Origin of the sequence: Castellaniella sp., assembly GCF_034675845.1 — a bacterium.
Taxonomy (GTDB): Bacteria; Pseudomonadota; Gammaproteobacteria; order Burkholderiales; family Burkholderiaceae_B; genus Castellaniella.
Map to the genome: position 1 here is coordinate 2,139,793 of NZ_JAUCCU010000001.1, position 16,729 is coordinate 2,156,521.

Below are 16,729 nucleotides of genomic sequence, written 5' to 3' on the forward strand. Positions count from 1 at the left end.
TATGTCTGAAAAACCAACTATTTTCAAAGGGATTGCCCGTCCGGTGATCGTATCAAGCGTATTTTTTATGGCCCTCACCGGCCTGGCTTATCCCATGTTCACGACCGGTGTGGCCAACCTGCTGTTCCCTGCGCAAGCGCAAGGCAGCCTGCTTGAGCGCAACGGGGCAGTTATTGGTTCATCGCTGATCGGCCAGAATTTTACGCGTCCCGAATACTTTCATCCGCGTCCCAGTGCAACGATGGGGCCAGATCCTGCGGATGCCTCCAAGACCGTCAGCCTGCCCTACAACGCAGGGCTGAGCGGCGCAAGCAACCTAGGCCCGACCAACCGCAAGCTGGCTGATCAGGTCGCTGAACGGGTCGCCGCCTATAGGGCTGAAAATGGCTTGTCCAATACAGCGGCCGTTCCCGTGGACGCAGTGACCGCCTCCGCGTCGGGCCTGGATCCGGATATTTCCATCGCCAATGCCCTGCTGCAGGTTGCACGCGTGGCCAGTCACCGCAATCTGCCCGAAGCAAAAGTGCAGCAGCTGCTGACCGCCCATACCACCGGGCGGGCCCTTGGCGTACTGGGCGAACCGCGCGTCAATGTCCTGCAATTGAACATCGCGCTGGATGCCTTGTCCAGTGTGTCGATTCCCGGAAAATTTTGAGAATAATCATGAGTGATAGAAACACAAACCTGCCGTTATTCGATCGGAAATTGGTAGGGCCAGCGTGCCTAGACGCATTCAGAAAACTCGCACCGCAAGCACAATGGAAAAATCCTGTCATGTTTGTGGTCTATCTGGGCAGCATTCTGACCACGGCCTTATGGATACAGGCTTTGATGGGACAGGGGGAAGCCCCCTCCGGCTTCATTCTTGCGGTAACGCTATGGCTGTGGTTTACCGTACTGTTCGCCAATTTCGCCGAAGCGCTGGCCGAAGGGCGCAGCAAGGCGCAGGCGGCCAGCTTGCGCGGCATGAAGCGCAAAGCCATTGCCAAAGTGCTCCAGGAGCCGCATTACGGCAGCAGCTGGCTGCCTCTTGAGGCCGATGAACTGCGCAAGGGTAGCGTCGTGCTGGTTCAGGCCGGCGACTTCGTACCGCTGGACGGCGAAGTCATCGAAGGAGTTGCTTCGGTCGATGAAAGCGCCATCACAGGGGAATCGGCTCCGGTAATTCGCGAGTCGGGCGGCGATTTTTCGTCGGTGACCGGCGGCACCCGGGTATTGTCAGACTGGCTGGTGGTGCGCATCAGCGTCAACCCCGGTGAGTCATTCCTGGATCGCATGATCTCCATGGTCGAAGGCGCCAAGCGGAATAAAACACCCAATGAAATCGCGCTGACCATTCTACTGGTCGGCCTGACGATTGTGTTTTTGCTGGTGGTCGTTACGCTGGCGCCCTTCTCCGCATTTGCGGTAAAAACCAGCGGCATGGGCCAGGCCGTCAGTATCACGGCCCTGATCGCTTTACTGGTGTGCCTGATTCCAACCACCATCGGCGGCCTGCTCTCGGCGATAGGCGTTGCCGGCATGAGCAGGATGATGCAGGCGAACGTGATTGCAACGTCGGGCCGCGCCGTAGAAGCCGCGGGCGACGTAGACGTTCTGCTACTGGACAAGACAGGCACGATTACGCTGGGAAACCGGCAGGCCAGCGCCTTCCATCCCGCCGACGGGACAAGCGAACGTATCCTGGCCGAGACAGCGCAACTGTCTTCACTGGGCGACGAAACACCCGAAGGCCGCAGCATTGTCATACTTGCTAAAAAGCTGTTCAACGTACGCGAACATGAAATGGGCAAACTGAACGCCACATTTTTGCCCTTCACCGCGCAGACCCGCATGAGCGGGGTCGATTTGGCCAGCGAAGGTGCGACCCGGGGCATCCGCAAAGGCGCCGCTCAGGCCATACGCACGCATATCGAATCGCTGGGCGGGCGCTGGCCCGATGATATACAGCAGAAAGTAGAGGATATCTCGCGCAGGGGAAGTACCCCGCTGGTGGTTTCCGAGAACGCGGCGGTGCTTGGCGTGGTAGAGCTGAAAGATATTGTGAAAGGCGGAATAAAAGAGCGGTTCGCCGAGCTGCGCAGCATGGGCATCAAAACCGTCATGATCACCGGGGATAACCGCCTGACGGCGGCGGCCATTGCCGCAGAAGCCGGTGTGGACGACTTCCTGGCCGAAGCCACGCCCGAAGCCAAGCTGCAAATGATCCGCGACTACCAGGCTGCGGGACAATTGGTTGCCATGACCGGCGATGGAACCAACGACGCTCCCGCGCTGGCCCAGGCCGACGTTGCCGTGGCCATGAACACGGGCACGCAAGCCGCCAAGGAAGCGGGCAATATGGTCGATCTGGACTCGAACCCCACGAAATTGCTGGAAATCGTTGAAACGGGCAAACAGTTGCTGATGACGCGCGGGTCTCTGACAACCTTCTCGATAGCCAACGACGTTGCGAAGTATTTCGCCATTCTGCCGGCCATATTTATTACTACCTACCCGCAACTTTCGGTTCTGAACATCATGGGCCTGGCCAGCCCCGAATCGGCTATTTTATCGGCGGTCATCTTTAATGCGCTAATTATCATATTCCTGATTCCGCTGGCTCTGAAAGGCGTGCGTTATCGTGCAATGGGCGCAAGCGCTTTGCTGAACCGGAATTTACTTGTTTACGGTTTAGGAGGACTGGCCGTACCATTCATAGGGATAAAACTGATCGATATGCTGTTGTCGGCCACCAACCTGATATAAAAGGCCTGCTACATGAATAACCCTAGACGCGATCCTGACGCCCTTTTAAAGCAGCTGCGCGACGATGAATCCCAGGCTGCGCGCGGAAAACTGCGCATCTACTTCGGCGCATCGGCGGGAGTGGGAAAAACCTATGCCATGCTGAATGCCGCGCTTAAGCGTCGCGCCGAGGGCCTCGATGTCGTAGTCGGAATTGTCGAAACGCACGGCCGTGCGGAAACCGCCGCGCAGATCGGCGCGCTGGAAATACTTCCGGCACAGCAAATGGATTATCAGGGCCGCAGCCTGCCCGAGTTCGATTTGGATGGCGCCTTGAAGCGCCGGCCCGACTTGATCCTGATCGACGAACTGGCCCATTCCAATGTGGCCGGTTCCCGCCATCCCAAGCGATGGCAAGATGTGGAAGAACTGCTCGACGCCGGAATCAATGTCTATTCAACGTTGAATGTGCAGCACCTGGACAGCTTGAACGACGTGGTGGGCGGCATTGCCGGAATCCGCGTGCATGAAACGCTACCCGACACTTTTTTTGACCAAGCCGACGAAGTCGTGATGGTTGATACGCCCGCTGACGAACTGATCGCCCGCCTGAAAGCGGGAAAAATCTATATAGCCGAGCAGGCCGAGCGCGCCGGTCGGAATTTCTTTCGCAAGGGCAACCTGATTGCCCTGCGCGAACTGGCGTTGCGCCGCGCCGCCGACCGGATTGGGGAGGACGTACAGGCGTATCGCGCCAACCATGCCATCGGTCGCGTGTGGAAAACTGAGCAGGCGTTGCTCTGCTGTATCGGCCCCGAAGAAGGCGGCGACTATATTATTCGCAGCGCCGCCCGCCTGGCGCAGCAAATGGCAACTGTGTGGCATGCGGTCTATGTTGAAACCCCAGCGCTGCAGCGCTGGGATAACGCGCAGCGCGAACGCATTCTTCAAACGGTCAGGCTAGCTCAAAACCTGGGGGCTAAAACAACCGTTCTTTCGGCCCAGGATATCCCGGCAGCGTTGGTCGACTATGCCAGGCAGCACAATTTATCCAAATTTCTGATCGGACGCAGCCAGACGCGGCGCTGGTGGCGAGGCCCCGGTCTGGGGCAAAGAATTGCCGCGTTGGCCTCCGACCTGGATCTGGTTGAAATCGGCCAGGCCCAAAACGCCTCGCCCGCTCCAGCTCCCAAAGCGCGTAGCCTGAACCCGGCCTACCCGCTGACGCGTTACGCCTGGGCTGCCGCCATTTGCGCGGCAACCACCCTGGCCGTCTTGCCGTTGCGCTTCGCACTGGATCAGACCAACATCGTCATGCTGTTCCTGCTGGCGGTGCTTGGCATAGCCATGCGCTTCGGACGCGGCCCGGCCATGCTGGCGGCTTTTTTCAATGTTGCCGTCTTCGACTGGTTTTTCATACCGCCCCTGATGTCGTTCTCGGTATCGGATGTGCAATACCTACTGACATTCGGCGTCATGCTCGCAGTCGGTGTCATTGTGGGCCAGCTCACCGCAGGATTACGTTTCCAAGCGCGCATTGCCCGGCATCGCGAAGCGCGTTCGCGCACCCTATTTGAAATCGCGCGCGATTTGTCGAGCGTGCTGGTTACCGAACAATTAGTAGATGTGGCCGAACAGGCCATTGCCCGCGAGTTCCGGGCGCGCGCCTACATCTTTATTCTGGACTCCAACGACAAGCTTCAACCTCCGCCGCCGAACACCGGCGAGGCCAGTCCGGAACTCGGCGCCGCCAGCTGGGTGCTGAACACCAATGAACCGGCAGGCCTTGGAACAGATACCCTACCCGGCAGTCAGTGGCTTTACCTACCGCTTAAAGCACCCATGCGCGCGCGCGGCGTATTGGCGATTTGCCCCGAACAACCCAGGCTGTTGCTGGTGCCCGAGCAGCGCGAGCAGCTTGAAACGTTCGCCGTGCTGACCGCCATCGCGCTGGAACGGGTGCACTATGTGAAAATTGCGCAGCAGGCTACGTTGCAAATGGAGTCCGAACGATTGCGTAATTCGCTGCTTTCCGCCCTATCGCACGATCTTAGAACACCCTTGGCGGCCCTTTATGGCATGGCCCAAATGCTGGAGGCCAGTTCCAGCAGTCTGCCGGTCAAAGCCGTAGAAACTGCCCACGCCATAAGCGAAAGCGCACGCCGCCTGAACGCCATGGTCGACAACTTGCTGGACATGGCCCGTCTGCAAAGCGGTGCCGTACAACTGAACCGGCAATGGCAGCCCGTCGAAGAAGTCGTGGGCAGCGTGCTGCGATCCATGGATACCGTCTTATCCAACCATACTGTCGTCACCCAGCTGGCCAGCGACCTTCCGTTGGTTTACATTGACGCAGTACTGATTGAACGTGTTCTTTGCAACCTATTGGAAAATGCCGTGAAATATACCCCGTCCGGCAGCACCGTAACGATCTCGGCCTCTACCTACAATGAACAACTGCTGGTCACTGTTTGCGATAATGGCCCCGGTCTACCTTCCGGCCGGGAAGAGTCGCTATTCCAGAAATTCACTCGCGGGCAACAAGAGTCTCCCACACCCGGAGTGGGGCTGGGGCTAGCGATCTGCAGAGCCATCGTCGAAGCGCACTCAGGCCGCATGTGGGCCAAGGCACCCTCGATACCTGCCTCCAGCGCGCCCAGCAGCCTGAGCGTCAAAGGAACCGGAGCCCGATTCTGTTTTTCTTTGCCGCTTGGCACGCCGCCCAACATGCTTGCCGATCCCGAAGCCAATCAGGCCCTGACGGCGCCAACCTCATGAGCGAGCCATTGCTGACCGCCCTGATTGTCGAAGACGAACCGCTTATCCGCCGCTTTGTCCGCACCTCCCTCGAGGTGGAAAGCTGGCAGGTGTTCGAAGCCGATACATTAAAAAGAGGGTTGATCGAAGCCGGCACGCGCCGGCCCGACTTGATCATTCTTGACCTGGGCCTGCCGGACGGCGACGGCCTGAACTACCTGAACGACTTGCGCGCCTGGTCGACCACCTCAGTCATAGTGCTGTCCGCACGTACCGGCGAAGCCGACAAGATTGCGGCGCTAGACGCAGGCGCGGACGATTATCTGACCAAACCCTTCGGCATGGGCGAGCTTCTGGCGCGCGTGCGTGTCGCCATGCGGCGCAGCCATTCCACCAAGACGGGCCATCACCGGTTTGTATTCGGCGGCGTCGAGGTCGACTTCACCACGCGTCAGGTGCGGCGCGACGGCGAACTAGTGCATTTGACCCCTATTGAATACAGGCTTTTAAGCGTACTTATCGCGAATGTCGGCCGCGTACTTACGTACCGGTATCTACTGCATGAAGTATGGGGGCCTACGCAATCGGAAAACACGCATTACCTGCGCGTGTATATGGGGCATTTACGGCAAAAACTGGAACTAGACCCCACCAGGCCCAAGCATTTGATAACAGAAACCGCGGTCGGCTATCGAATGCTGACTGAATAAATAATAAGCCGCCATAAAAACCGGCCATAAATTATTTATATTTCTATATAGAAAAACAATAAAGAAAATATAAAACCTGTTGTTTATTTATATAAATAATTCAAGTAGCAGCATAAAATTTATAAAAAAAATATATCCATTTAGATACGATAGCGATTCTGCATCACCAAATTAATTCAAAATCGTTTTCCAATAGGATATATCAGTAATGAACACAAAAATCGCTCTCGGCGTACTTTCCCTAAGCCTGCTTGCGGCCGCCGCTCAGCCAGCCGTTGCGCAACCGAACGCCGCAGCCAGCCGCTCATCCGTCTGGGATGACATCACCCTCATCGGCAACATCGGCCTGGCCAGCCAGTACCGCTATCGGGGCTTGATGCAAACCAATAATAAGCCGGCGATCCAGGGTGGCTTCGACCTTTCCCACACCAGCGGTTTATATATAGGGAACTGGAATTCGAATATCAGTTCGCTGTCGGATTCGAACTCTGACGTATCCACCCCGATAGAAATGGATTTTTATGGTGGTTACAAAGCGGAGACGGCATTCGGCATGACTTTCGATGTTGGCGCCATTGCTTATTATTATCCGGGCGACTACCCCGATGGCCTCACCAGCCCCGATACGACAGAATTCTATGCAGGCATAGGCTACGGCCCGCTGGCTTTCAAATATTCGCATGCACTCACCAATCTGTTCGGCGTTGCCGGCAGTAAAAACAGCCAGTACTATGATTTGTCAGGCAGTTTCCCCACCCCATTCTGGGGCCTAGCAGTCAATGTTCATGCAGGTCATCAGCGAGTGCGCAATTTGGAAGATGGATCGTATACGGACTGGTCAGTCGGCCTGAAGCGCAGTTGGGACAATGGCTTTGCCGTCACGTTGACCTATATGGACACCAATGCCGATGAAACTGTGTATACGAATGCTAAGGGAAGATACATCGGGAAACAGACAGTCATCGCGCAACTGTCAAAATCATTCTAATCATGAAAAATACGAAATTTTTATATTACCTATAAGTATTTTTTCACTATTTATATATTGCTAATCCTATACTTATTTCGTGTATAACAACGGAAATAAAAAGTGTGCCGATTAAATCGGCACCTCATATTTAGTATAGAATGCAAGTAAATATCCCCGGCAAAGCGGGGGGCTTTAGTTTGTGAGCCGCTCAAAGATAATCTGAATAAGCCAGTTTTGATAACCGATTACGGTTGAGTCGCCGCAGGTTTCTCCGAAAACCCATTCAATTTTCACAACATGGAACAAAACCCCTAAAAACTACGGTTTTGCCCCGTCTCTGGCCTGAATGCAGGCCATTTTACGCTTTTTTGGCGCAACCTATCCCATGGCTGTGGCCAGTTTCTTTCTGATCATCCACAAATTCGCCAATGCAAAGAGTGTCTTAATCTGTGCCGTGTTCTTGGCCAGGCCTCGGTAGCGCACCTTCGTGTAACCGAATTGCTGCTTGAGAACCCGGAAGGGATGCGCAATGCGGCGGACGCACTCTTGCAAAGAGGCGTGCATCCGCTTGACCGCGCTGGGCTCGGCGGCAATGTACCAGTCCACTTCCACGTCCAGGTTCTCTTTGCGCTTGGCCGCCCCCGTGTAGCCAGAGTCAGCAAAGACATCGGTCTCTTCTCCGTGCAGCAAAGCGTTCATCTGGGTCACATCGTTTGCGTTCGCCGCTGTGCCCGTGACGGTGTGCACCAAGCCGGACTCGGCATCCACTCCGATATGCGCTTTCATTCCGAAGTGCAGCTGATTGTCATTCTTGGTCTGATGCATCTCCGGGTCACGCTTGCCCGAGCGGTTCTTCGTCGAGCTCGGTGCCGTGATGATCGTCGCATCCACGATCGTGCCGTGGCGCAGCAGCAAGCCTTGCTCGCCCAACATCGCGTTAACCTCAGCGAGCAGCCATTCGGCCAGGTGGTTGCGCTCCAACAGGTGGCGAAAGTTCAAGATCGTCGTCTCATCGGGCAGACTACCGTGCGTCAAGCTCAGGCCTGCAAACTGGCGCAACGGCGTGATGTCGTAGAGCGACTCCTCCATCGCCGGATCCGAGAACGCAAACCATTGCTGCATGAAGTGAATACGAAGCATCGTATCCAGTGCGTAGGGCCTGCGACCGTTACCCGCCTTGGGTACACCGGCTCAATCAGTGCGGTGAGCTGCGCCCAAAGCACGACTTTATCCATCTCGGCCAAGAACACTTCGCGGCGGGTGCGCGTGCGTTGACTGGCAAATTCGACCTCAGAAAAGCTGATTTGTTGCTTGGCGTGGCAAGGCATAAATGCGGTGATGATCGATGAACTCCATTTTACCCGACGGACACTTGATCAGAGTTTCCCTAAGCACCGCTTCCCGGCCATTGCTTGCCGTGATACTGAGGCGCAATATCCCTCGTTCCAAGCAATAAAATCCATCTGAATTGGAGCCATAAGTGAAGAGCGTACTTCTTTTCGGCACTCGAAATAGCCGCGCGTGAGTGCTCAATGCCTTTTCCAATTCAAGCGATAGAAAACTGTGACTTGGGTTTCCGAGGTGAAATTCTGCTTCCTCAGCCAGCTTTCATCACCTCTTGGCCAGGAGACGCGCTGTACGTTGTGAGTGTGCAAAACCGCAACTCTAATGAGCCCCTTAGTAAGGAGCAATAATCTATAGCTAGTCTGTTTATTCATGCGTGCTAAAGGCGTTTTAGCGGCGTCGGCTCAAGTCAAGATCAGCATCAAGGTTCACCGGTCTTCGTCACAACTAGGCCATTACGAATGCCGTGCGCAATACGAACCATCGCAGCAATATCCCCACTACCTTTCAGCAGTTCTGGGGCCATTCCTTGGCGTTTCATTTGAATTTTCTGCGTGCTAAAGCCCGATGGGATAGCCAGCAACTTGCCGCTTTCTAGCGCGATGCTAATCCAGTATGTCCAGCCACGGTCGGTACGACGATGGTGATTAGATTCTCCTTCGAATAACACGTCGCCGGGAAGCAGCTCCTCGTCCCCAATTTTTAGATAAGGACCCGGAATATCAGTTGCGCCTGCGACATTTACTGGTTGCGGTAGGGCTTCATCGACGCGGATAATTTTCGCCCAGTAGCGGCAACGGTGGTCAAAAGGACAAATTTCTACAGAATGGGATTTCATTAAATTTTTCTCAGTTAGTTAGTCGCTTCCGGATGGCGGGTTGCCGTCCTGCAATGTCTAGCGATCAAGTGAAAAATCTAAAATCCTCGTCCGTTGTAGGCGTAGCGTTAAGGCGTGGGTTAACGGCGTGTGTAATTGTCGGGGTGTCGTAGTCGTGACCGATCATGGCTTTTCGAAGCTCCAGAAGTAATGAGGAACCTCGTAAAGCAACGGTATTTATATGTTTCAGGTGAAACGAGCATTAATTACATATTGTTTCAACTTGGATGGGAGGACGACGGATAAGGCTAAAAGAAGTCAATACACCGGACACTAGGCGGCTTTGCGCAGCGCCTGGTGGCACGGCAGAAAGCTAGGTGGCTTTCGGTGTCAATTTTCCACCGAGACTTCTCTGAAATGAAACCTTTACTTGACCTGGCCACGCTGGCTGAACTTCTTGGGCGTAGCCCAAACACAATTAAACGCGACCTGCGGCGTAATCCGGATGCCGTGCCTCCCCGTTTAATATTGCCCGGCACGAAACTGCTCCGGTGGCGCGAGGAAGATGTCGAGGCTTGGCTGAAATGTCATGTGTCGCGACGTTCTCATACGGATAGGAGGTTCGCATGAACGGACTTCCGTTGTCTAAAAGCCAACTGGATGTTGCGCATGTACTCTCCACGCAGCCTCCTGAGCCCGACCATGTCCTGCCAGGACTCCCTGTGGGGGCCGTGGGTGCCCTAGTAGCGCCGGGAGGGACGGGTAAAACCATGCTTGCCCTGCAGTTGGCCATTAGCCTTGCTACCGGTCAGCCTTCTCCTCTTCAATTTAGTGCGGGACCGAAGCGTCAGGAGCCCACCACGGTTGTACTGATCGCTGCAGAGGAAACGGGGGGTGAGATGCATCGACGTCTGTTTTACTTGGTTAATGCTCTCTCCCCCGTGGCAAATACCGTGAATGGGGGAGAGCGGCGGCGTGAGTATCATGACTTGCTTCAAAAGCACCTTCGGGTCTATTCCTTGGCCGGTCGCTCGCGGCTGAGGTTGGATGGTGACGAAAGCGCAGAGCCTAGCATTCAGGCTTTGAAGGAAGTCGCAAAGGGAGCCAGGCTTCTGATACTTGACCCGATGCGCCAAATTCATGGAGGCGATGAAAATGACTCTTGGGCGATGACATCCTTGGTGCAAGCGTGCCAGAGCATTGCTCACCAGAGCCATTGCGCCTTGCTCTTGACGCATCACACTACGAAACATGCGACGATGAACGGCCTTGGGGACCAGGCGGGGGCATCCCGTGGGTCCGCGGCGTTGACCGATGCCGTGCGCTGGCAGGTCAACTTGTCGCGGTTGGATGAGAAGTTGGCTAAGCAGTACGGCATTGAGGTTGACGGGCCTGCGCATCATATCCGTGCAGACCTGGCCAAAGCGAATTACTTGGCAGCGCAGCCCCCACTTGTTTTTCGTAAAGGTGAGGGTGGGGCGTTGGAGCTTCGTACAGCACTAATAAAAGTGCGTAGGGGACGGGCATGAGTCGCGTGGATGTCGTGCGCGTCGATAGTGCCCTGGGTTTTAATCAGGTGTTTCGGCCTCTTAAACGTGTCGCACATGGCAAAAGGCCGAAGCTTGACGTCGAGTTTCCCTGGAAGGGTGCGTCGATTCGGTTTAGCGCGCCGAACCAACTCGATATTGGGGACCAGGCTGTGTTGCTGGCTGTACTGCAAGTCGTGCAGGAGCACGCTAAGGAGGCGTGCTTGCGTGCGGAGCAGACCGGGTCTTCAAGATTAGAGCGGTTACTTGAACTGTCCGGAACGAAGTTTGGCGAGACACATGTCTTGGTTGAGGTGAGTTTACGTCAATTGGCTAGGCTCGTGAACGATTCAGGCTGTGCAGGTGGTTCATCGACTGCGCGTATTCAACAAAGCCTGGTGCGCCTTGCCGAGACCACGGTGTGGTTAAAGGAAGGGAAGACCTGCGGCAGCTCTCGACTTATTGGTTGGGAGGTTGGTGATGAAAAGAAAGTGGCTCTTACCGTGAACTGGCGGCTTGTCGGTGCGCTTCTTGGGCATGCATATTCAAAGGTGTTGATGACTGAACGCTGGATGTTGCCCGGCGAATTACCCAAAGCGCTCCATTTTGTCTTGTCGTGTCAGTTGAAGCCCGGCGTGAAGCGCCAGTATGGCCTAGAGACTTTGCAGCGACTGCTTTGGGGTGACGTGCCGACCGGTGCCGCATCGCGTCAGCGTCGCGTGCGTTTACTCAATGCGGTAAGAGCGCTGGGTGGCCTTGAGGGGTGGTGCGTTTTGGTTAAGGGCTCTTTAGTGGAAATTACTCGCAAGCAGATCTCTTTTGCAACGTGATGAAAAGACTGTTTGTGGGCCAAGGTGCGTCGTATCTGTCACACAAGCGCGTCATATCTGTCACGAGAGTACGTCATTTCTGTCACGGTGTAATTTGGTAAGTCCTTTATCCATGCGGGTTTCAAGCGGTTTTCTGAGTTGGTAATAATCTGTAGGAGCTTCATAGAAGCTCCTACAGAAGGGGGCGGTCAATACCGCCCCTTCTGTGTGCCGGCTATGGCCGGCGGTATTCGAGATATCCACCCGTGAGCGTTCAGCCTCGTCTCCTGTCTGGTGCGTAAGGAATAGCAGGGATGGCGCATCAACGGCGCTGGAGCGTTAAAAATGCGCAAAGTCCTTTTTACCGTTTTTCACTGGCCAGGGAATGCCTTTAGGCATTCAAGAGCTCCTGGTACAGCCGAACCTCTGCACGTTTCCGGCCTGTGCTTTCGATATATCCCCTTTTGCAGAGCACAGGGCGCTGCCCGAGCGTCTCATACCTGGAAGAAGGCTTTTGGGGGGGGTGTTTAGTAAAAAATACGGCCCCTGGAAGGGGGCCGCGTCATAGTGAATCAGTGCTTATTAGGGGGGTCTACAGTTACTCTTCGAGGATCGTAATCACCGCAAGATCCTCCAAGGTCATCCCCGCAGGAGGTGGCACAGTGCTGTCATTCAGAAAGTGACAACCGAGTTGCATCATGTCCGCGATGGCTTCGACCTGGGTGAGTGTGGGGTGTGATTGGCCTAGTTCCAAAAGGCGGGGTAGCTCTTCGTGAATGGGGGGGCTAATCAGTCCTATCTGTTGTTCGCTGCTTTGCAACATGAGTGCGACGCCAATCCCGTCGGTGCCGTTTAAGTTTTTGAGCATCGTTCGAACACTAGGGGCTGTTAGGTTAGCAAGTATGCGTAATTGAGTGGCTGCGGTCTGTGCAACGATAGCTAAAACGGGCAGGCCATGGCGGGATTTTGCGATATTAATCGTCCAGCGAATACCTTGGCCTGTTTCAAACGCTCGATACACGGAAGTGGGAACGCGTGCGGCGATGGCGTAGCCGGGGCCTAGTTTGGAGGAAACGATAATCCCGGCAGAGAAGCCAATGGCTTCTAGCTGAGTTTGTAAGACAAGTGCAGATTTAGTGGCCATGTTTATTTTCCTATGTCGATAAAGGACGGGTTTTTCCGAACTACTGATTCGTATAGGCATAGAGATAAATTGGGTATCCCTTGATGTGTCGCGCCTAAACCGTTTTCAATCTCTTGATGTTCGTGCTGGCCGTGAAGGGAGGGGCGGTGTGAGGGAGCGGGGAGATTTTCGGTAAGCCGGCCTGCGCCAAGAGCCGCATCGGGAGCGGTTGCTATAAGTAGTACGCGGGTTCATTACGCCCGTTTTTTTAAAGGACATAGATATGCAATCGAATCACGATCAGCTGCAAGCCATTCCGGCTAAATCCCGTCGACGCCTCAAGCTCAAAGTCGAGGAGGTGCTAGAAGACCGAGCCGAACGTCTTTATCAAGCGCGAGGCGGGCCACTAATAGGGTGGCTTGAAGATGAAGCGCAACGAAAAGGTCATAGCAAAAAAGAGCTCTGTGAGAGGTTGGGCATTAGTTACGGGTATTTGGTGCAATTGCGCCTTGGTATCCGTGGTCAGGCGGCCACGAGTGAGCGGTTTGTGAGTGCGTGCGCTGCGTATCTGGAGGTGCCACCCATCGTTGTCAAGTTTTTGGCGGGGTGGTTGCGGATAGCTGATTTTTTTGTCGGTGGCACGACTGAAGATGTTCAGGTGCGTCGAGCTATGGCGCGACTGCTTGAAGATGAGCATGCACGTGTTTTGCTACCTGACAACGTCCAGAACTTGCCGTTCGAGGCCCAGCAGGCCCTCTTGTCAATGTACGCTGAGTGCTCCAGTGTGGACGTTTTCTCGATTAGTCGTCTTCCTGGGATACTTGAGTATTTGAAACCGGCTGCGGCCGTATTCGCAGAGCACCAGGCGCGTGCCGCGCTAGCGCTGGCATCGGAGGACTCAATAGATGAGCCTCAAGTTGAGGAGCCACAGGTTTTTCAGTGACTTGTCGGCGGCAAGGTAGTTTTGGTCGTTAACGCAGTGATTCAACGGGGCCGATTGGCCCCGTTTTTTACATTATTTATTAAGGGTGTCTTTTGATCAAGGTGTCAGGTTTCCGCAATCACATTTGACCGTACATCCGTTGGGCTCCAAGTTTGTTAGATGTTTGGGGTACTTCCCTCCTGCGGTTGCATAGAAGGGAAAGGGTACGTATGTAGTTTTCAGCCTTCTGCGATGAGAGCTAGTTGCTTTGCCTGAGACCTGCGCGAACGTGCTGCAGGTGACAGTTTCATCTGTGGTTGCTTTTTTGTCGCATTACTTCCGAGAGGTTCAGGGCTTTTGCTTAAGCCTTTATCGCTGGCTATGTCTTGATATTTTGTTTGGAGCGTTGTTGGCTGTAATGGCGCTGAGGGCCCAGTTTGTTCGTCATGAGCTTTGACGTGGGGCATTTGAGTGACTTCTTGACTGATAAGGTAGGTATGTAGGTGTCCATAGAATACGTTTGGGTGCCAGAATGCTTTTCTGCCAATGCTAACCGGTTTTGGCAGAAGCCCTTGATTAATGTAATTAGTGATACTTTTAGAGCAAACGCCCAAAATAGTTGCCGCCTCAAGTTTCGTGATTGGTTTAAAGTTTTGCATGTGAAGATACTCGTAAGTAAAGACCTTGTTGGGATGGTCTTATGTCTAGGTCTCGAGTTTATTCACTTTGCTTGATGCGATATTCCCGGGGGCGTGTGTCATCTTTAGGGTTGAGGCGAGGCTTTGCGTAATACCTGAAGGCTATTGAGCGAGGGGGGACACTACGTGAGCTGTAAGTGCAAGGCAAAATCGGTGACAAATCGGTGACAAATTAGAGATTTTTACTGTGGTTGGAATTAGCGAGAAAATAGAGGAAGCAATGTGTAAGCCATTGATTTTTCTGGTATGATTTGCACTCACACCCCCTGATTTAGTGCGCTTAAACTACGTTCGGGACGTAGGAGTCGCATGTTCGAATCATGTCACCCCGACCATATATTCAAAATCCCCCCTTTCAGCCTGTAGGCGCAACGCCAGTTGTTCCGCCGTCATGGGCCGTGCATGCCAATATCCCTGGCCGTAATCACAGTCGATATTTTTCAGAATCCAGTGTTGGTCTTCGGTCTCTATGCCTTCGGCAATGACTTTCAGGCCCAGTTGGTGCGCCATGGCGATGATGGCCTGGCATAGAACCCGGTCGCTGGATTCCGGGCTCAGGTTGCGCACGAAGCACTGGTCGATCTTGATATAGTCCACATCGAAACGCTGCAGGTAGGCCAAGGACGAATAGCCTGTGCCGAAATCATCCAGCGCCACCTGAATCCCCGCATCGCGAAACTGCAGCAGGCGTGAACTGACCCAGTTTTCAGCCCCCATCAGGACTTGCTCGGTGATTTCCACGGTCAGGGCGCTGCCGGGCAGGCCCAATGCGTGCAGGGCGCTGATCCAGGCGGCCGGGTCCAGTCCATCGTCTTTGAATTGGGCGGGCGAGACATTGATGCCGATGACGAAATCAGGCAGATATTCTTGGCGCCACTGGGCCAGTTGCTGGCTGGCAGTATGGAATACCCAATCGCCAATCGGGACGATCAGGCCGGATTCCTCGGCCAGCGGGATGAAATCCATCGGCTTGATCAGGCCGCGCTGTGGGTGCAGCCAGCGGATCAAGGCTTCGGCCTTGATGGTGCGGCCCGTGTGCATGTCAACCACTGGTTGGTAAAGCAACTGAAAGGCTTTTGAGTGCACGGCGGCGTGCAGGTCCTGCAGAAGTTCGCGGTGATCCTGGGCGGCCTGGCGCATGGAGTCCTGGAATACGCAATAGCGATTGCGGCCCAGGTTTTTGGCGGCATACAAAGCCAGATCGGCATGTTTCAGCAGGGTGGTGGCATCCGCGCCATCCTGAGGGAAAAAGGTCAGCCCCGCGCTGATCGAAATCTGTGCGGCCTGGTGTTGCAGCGTAAATGGCCGGGTGATGGTCTGCAGCACGCGCTGACAGATCTCGTGGGCCGCGGCGGGGGTGATTGGCGCAGCCAGGATCAGGGTGAACTCGTCGCCGCCCAGGCGTGCCAGCAAATCGGTGTCGCGGATGCAGGCCTGCAAGCGTTGCGCCACCTGCTGCAGCAGGGCGTCGCCCACGTCATGGCCGTGGCTGTCGTTGATTTCCTTGAACTCGTCCAGGTCCAGAAACACCAGCGCGAAGGGTTGACCGCTAACCTGGGTCAGATCAATATTGGCTTGTAGCTGTTGCTGGAAGGCCTGGCGGTTGGGCAATTGGGTCAGTGAGTCAAAATGCGCCTGATGCCAGACGGCTGCTTCGACGCGCTTGCGCTCGGTGATGTCCAGCATCATGCCGATGATGGTGGGTTGGCCGCCCAGCATGATCTGAGACCCGTAGACCTCGACCTCGATTGGCGTGCCATCTTGGCGGATGGCGGGGCATTCATAGCGGGCGTGGGCGACGGTGCCCGATAGCCGCTGATCGGCACGGACACAGATTTTTTGATAGGTCTCGGGCGGAAAAATACGGTCCAGGGGGAAATTATCGGCCAGCGCCTGCTGCTCGTAGCCCAGTATCTGGGCCAACTGCGGGCTGGCGTAGGTGAATTGCACCGCTTTATTGACCATGTAGATGCCAATCACGGTATTGCCATCCAGTCCATTGAACATGGCCTGGGTATGGGCCAGGGCGTGATGCATGGATAGCGCTTGGCGCTGTAGATGGCGGATGTGGCGGATCAAGAGCCAGGCGCCGGTGTTGGTCAGCAGCAGCAAGAGCAGGCCCAGCCATAGCACGGCCTGCTGCTGCCGGGCCGCCGGTAGCAGCAGGCCAGTGATCAGCAGCGCATTGCAGGCCAGCAGCAGGCCTATGCCAACCCAGATGCTTGGCCGCGTCGGTAGACGTGCGTGCGAATCAGCCAGGGTGGAGGACTGGAAGCTAGGCATGGGCAATGTGCTGGGGGTGATGTCCCCATCAGCTTAACTGATC

At 55.1% G+C, this 16,729-nt stretch carries 13 protein-coding genes; 8 read left to right on the forward strand and 5 right to left on the reverse strand.

Going from position 1 to position 16,729, the window contains the following annotated elements:
- Window position 1: 1 nt before the first annotated feature.
- The 5 genes from kdpC to VDP81_RS10325 all read left to right on the forward strand — a co-directional run bounded on the left by kdpC (window position 2) and on the right by VDP81_RS10325 (window position 7,182).
- Window positions 2–655: a K(+)-transporting ATPase subunit C gene (gene kdpC / locus VDP81_RS10305; RefSeq protein ID WP_323012241.1), complete on the forward strand. Its 654-nt coding sequence runs from the start codon at window positions 2–4 to the stop codon at window positions 653–655.
- An 8-nt stretch (window positions 656–663) separates the two neighbouring features.
- Entirely contained in the window at window positions 664–2,748 is a 2,085-nt protein-coding gene (kdpB, locus tag VDP81_RS10310; RefSeq protein WP_323012242.1) for a potassium-transporting ATPase subunit KdpB, read from the forward strand.
- A 12-nt stretch (window positions 2,749–2,760) separates the two neighbouring features.
- Window positions 2,761–5,505, forward strand: a complete 2,745-nt coding sequence (locus tag VDP81_RS10315; protein WP_323012243.1) for a DUF4118 domain-containing protein — start codon at window positions 2,761–2,763, stop codon at window positions 5,503–5,505.
- Entirely contained in the window at window positions 5,502–6,194 is a 693-nt protein-coding gene (kdpE, locus tag VDP81_RS10320; RefSeq protein WP_323012244.1) for a two-component system response regulator KdpE, read from the forward strand. Before VDP81_RS10315 ends, kdpE begins: the two co-directional genes overlap by 4 nt.
- Window positions 6,195–6,402: 208 nt before the next feature.
- The gene (locus tag VDP81_RS10325; RefSeq protein ID WP_323012245.1) at window positions 6,403–7,182 is read left to right on the forward strand and encodes a TorF family putative porin; all 780 of its coding nucleotides are present in this window, start codon (window positions 6,403–6,405) and stop codon (window positions 7,180–7,182) included.
- Window positions 7,183–7,542: 360 nt separating this feature from the next.
- Here the strand turns inward: VDP81_RS10325 and VDP81_RS10330 are convergent.
- A protein-coding gene (locus tag VDP81_RS10330; RefSeq protein WP_323012246.1) for an IS5 family transposase occupies window positions 7,543–8,492 on the reverse strand; the annotation gives its coding sequence in 2 pieces (ribosomal slippage) (window positions 7,543–8,339 and window positions 8,339–8,492; 951 coding nt in all).
- Between the two features lie 437 nt (window positions 8,493–8,929).
- Window positions 8,930–9,346, reverse strand: a complete 417-nt coding sequence (locus VDP81_RS10335; RefSeq protein WP_323012247.1) for a hypothetical protein — start codon at window positions 9,344–9,346, stop codon at window positions 8,930–8,932.
- A 605-nt stretch (window positions 9,347–9,951) separates the two neighbouring features.
- On the opposite strand from VDP81_RS10335, the gene VDP81_RS10340 reads away from it, so the two are divergent.
- A complete protein-coding gene (locus VDP81_RS10340) occupies window positions 9,952–10,854 on the forward strand; it encodes a helicase RepA family protein (protein ID WP_323012248.1) in 903 nt (300 codons plus the stop codon).
- Complete coding sequence (gene repC / locus VDP81_RS10345) at window positions 10,851–11,681, forward strand: replication protein C, IncQ-type (RefSeq protein WP_323012249.1); 831 nt, start codon at window positions 10,851–10,853, stop codon at window positions 11,679–11,681. The genes VDP81_RS10340 and repC overlap by 4 nt, the downstream gene beginning before the upstream one ends.
- 577 nt (window positions 11,682–12,258) lie before the next feature.
- Here the strand turns inward: repC and VDP81_RS10350 are convergent.
- On the reverse strand, window positions 12,259–12,804 hold the full coding sequence (locus VDP81_RS10350; protein WP_323012250.1) for a hypothetical protein: 546 nt from the start codon (window positions 12,802–12,804) through the stop codon (window positions 12,259–12,261).
- 262 nt (window positions 12,805–13,066) lie between these two features.
- Between VDP81_RS10350 and VDP81_RS10355 the strand changes: the two genes are divergently transcribed.
- Complete coding sequence (locus VDP81_RS10355; protein ID WP_323012251.1) at window positions 13,067–13,726, forward strand: hypothetical protein; 660 nt, start codon at window positions 13,067–13,069, stop codon at window positions 13,724–13,726.
- Window positions 13,727–13,944: 218 nt separating this feature from the next.
- Here VDP81_RS10355 and VDP81_RS10360 read toward each other — a convergent pair whose 3' ends face one another.
- Both VDP81_RS10360 and VDP81_RS10365 read right to left on the reverse strand, forming a co-directional pair.
- Window positions 13,945–14,364 carry a helix-turn-helix domain-containing protein gene (locus VDP81_RS10360; RefSeq protein ID WP_323012252.1) on the reverse strand — a complete coding sequence of 140 codons (420 nt, stop codon included), beginning with the start codon at window positions 14,362–14,364 and terminating at the stop codon, window positions 13,945–13,947.
- A 357-nt stretch (window positions 14,365–14,721) separates the two neighbouring features.
- On the reverse strand, window positions 14,722–16,686 hold the full coding sequence (locus tag VDP81_RS10365; protein WP_323012253.1) for a putative bifunctional diguanylate cyclase/phosphodiesterase: 1,965 nt from the start codon (window positions 16,684–16,686) through the stop codon (window positions 14,722–14,724).
- Window positions 16,687–16,729 lie beyond the last annotated feature (43 nt).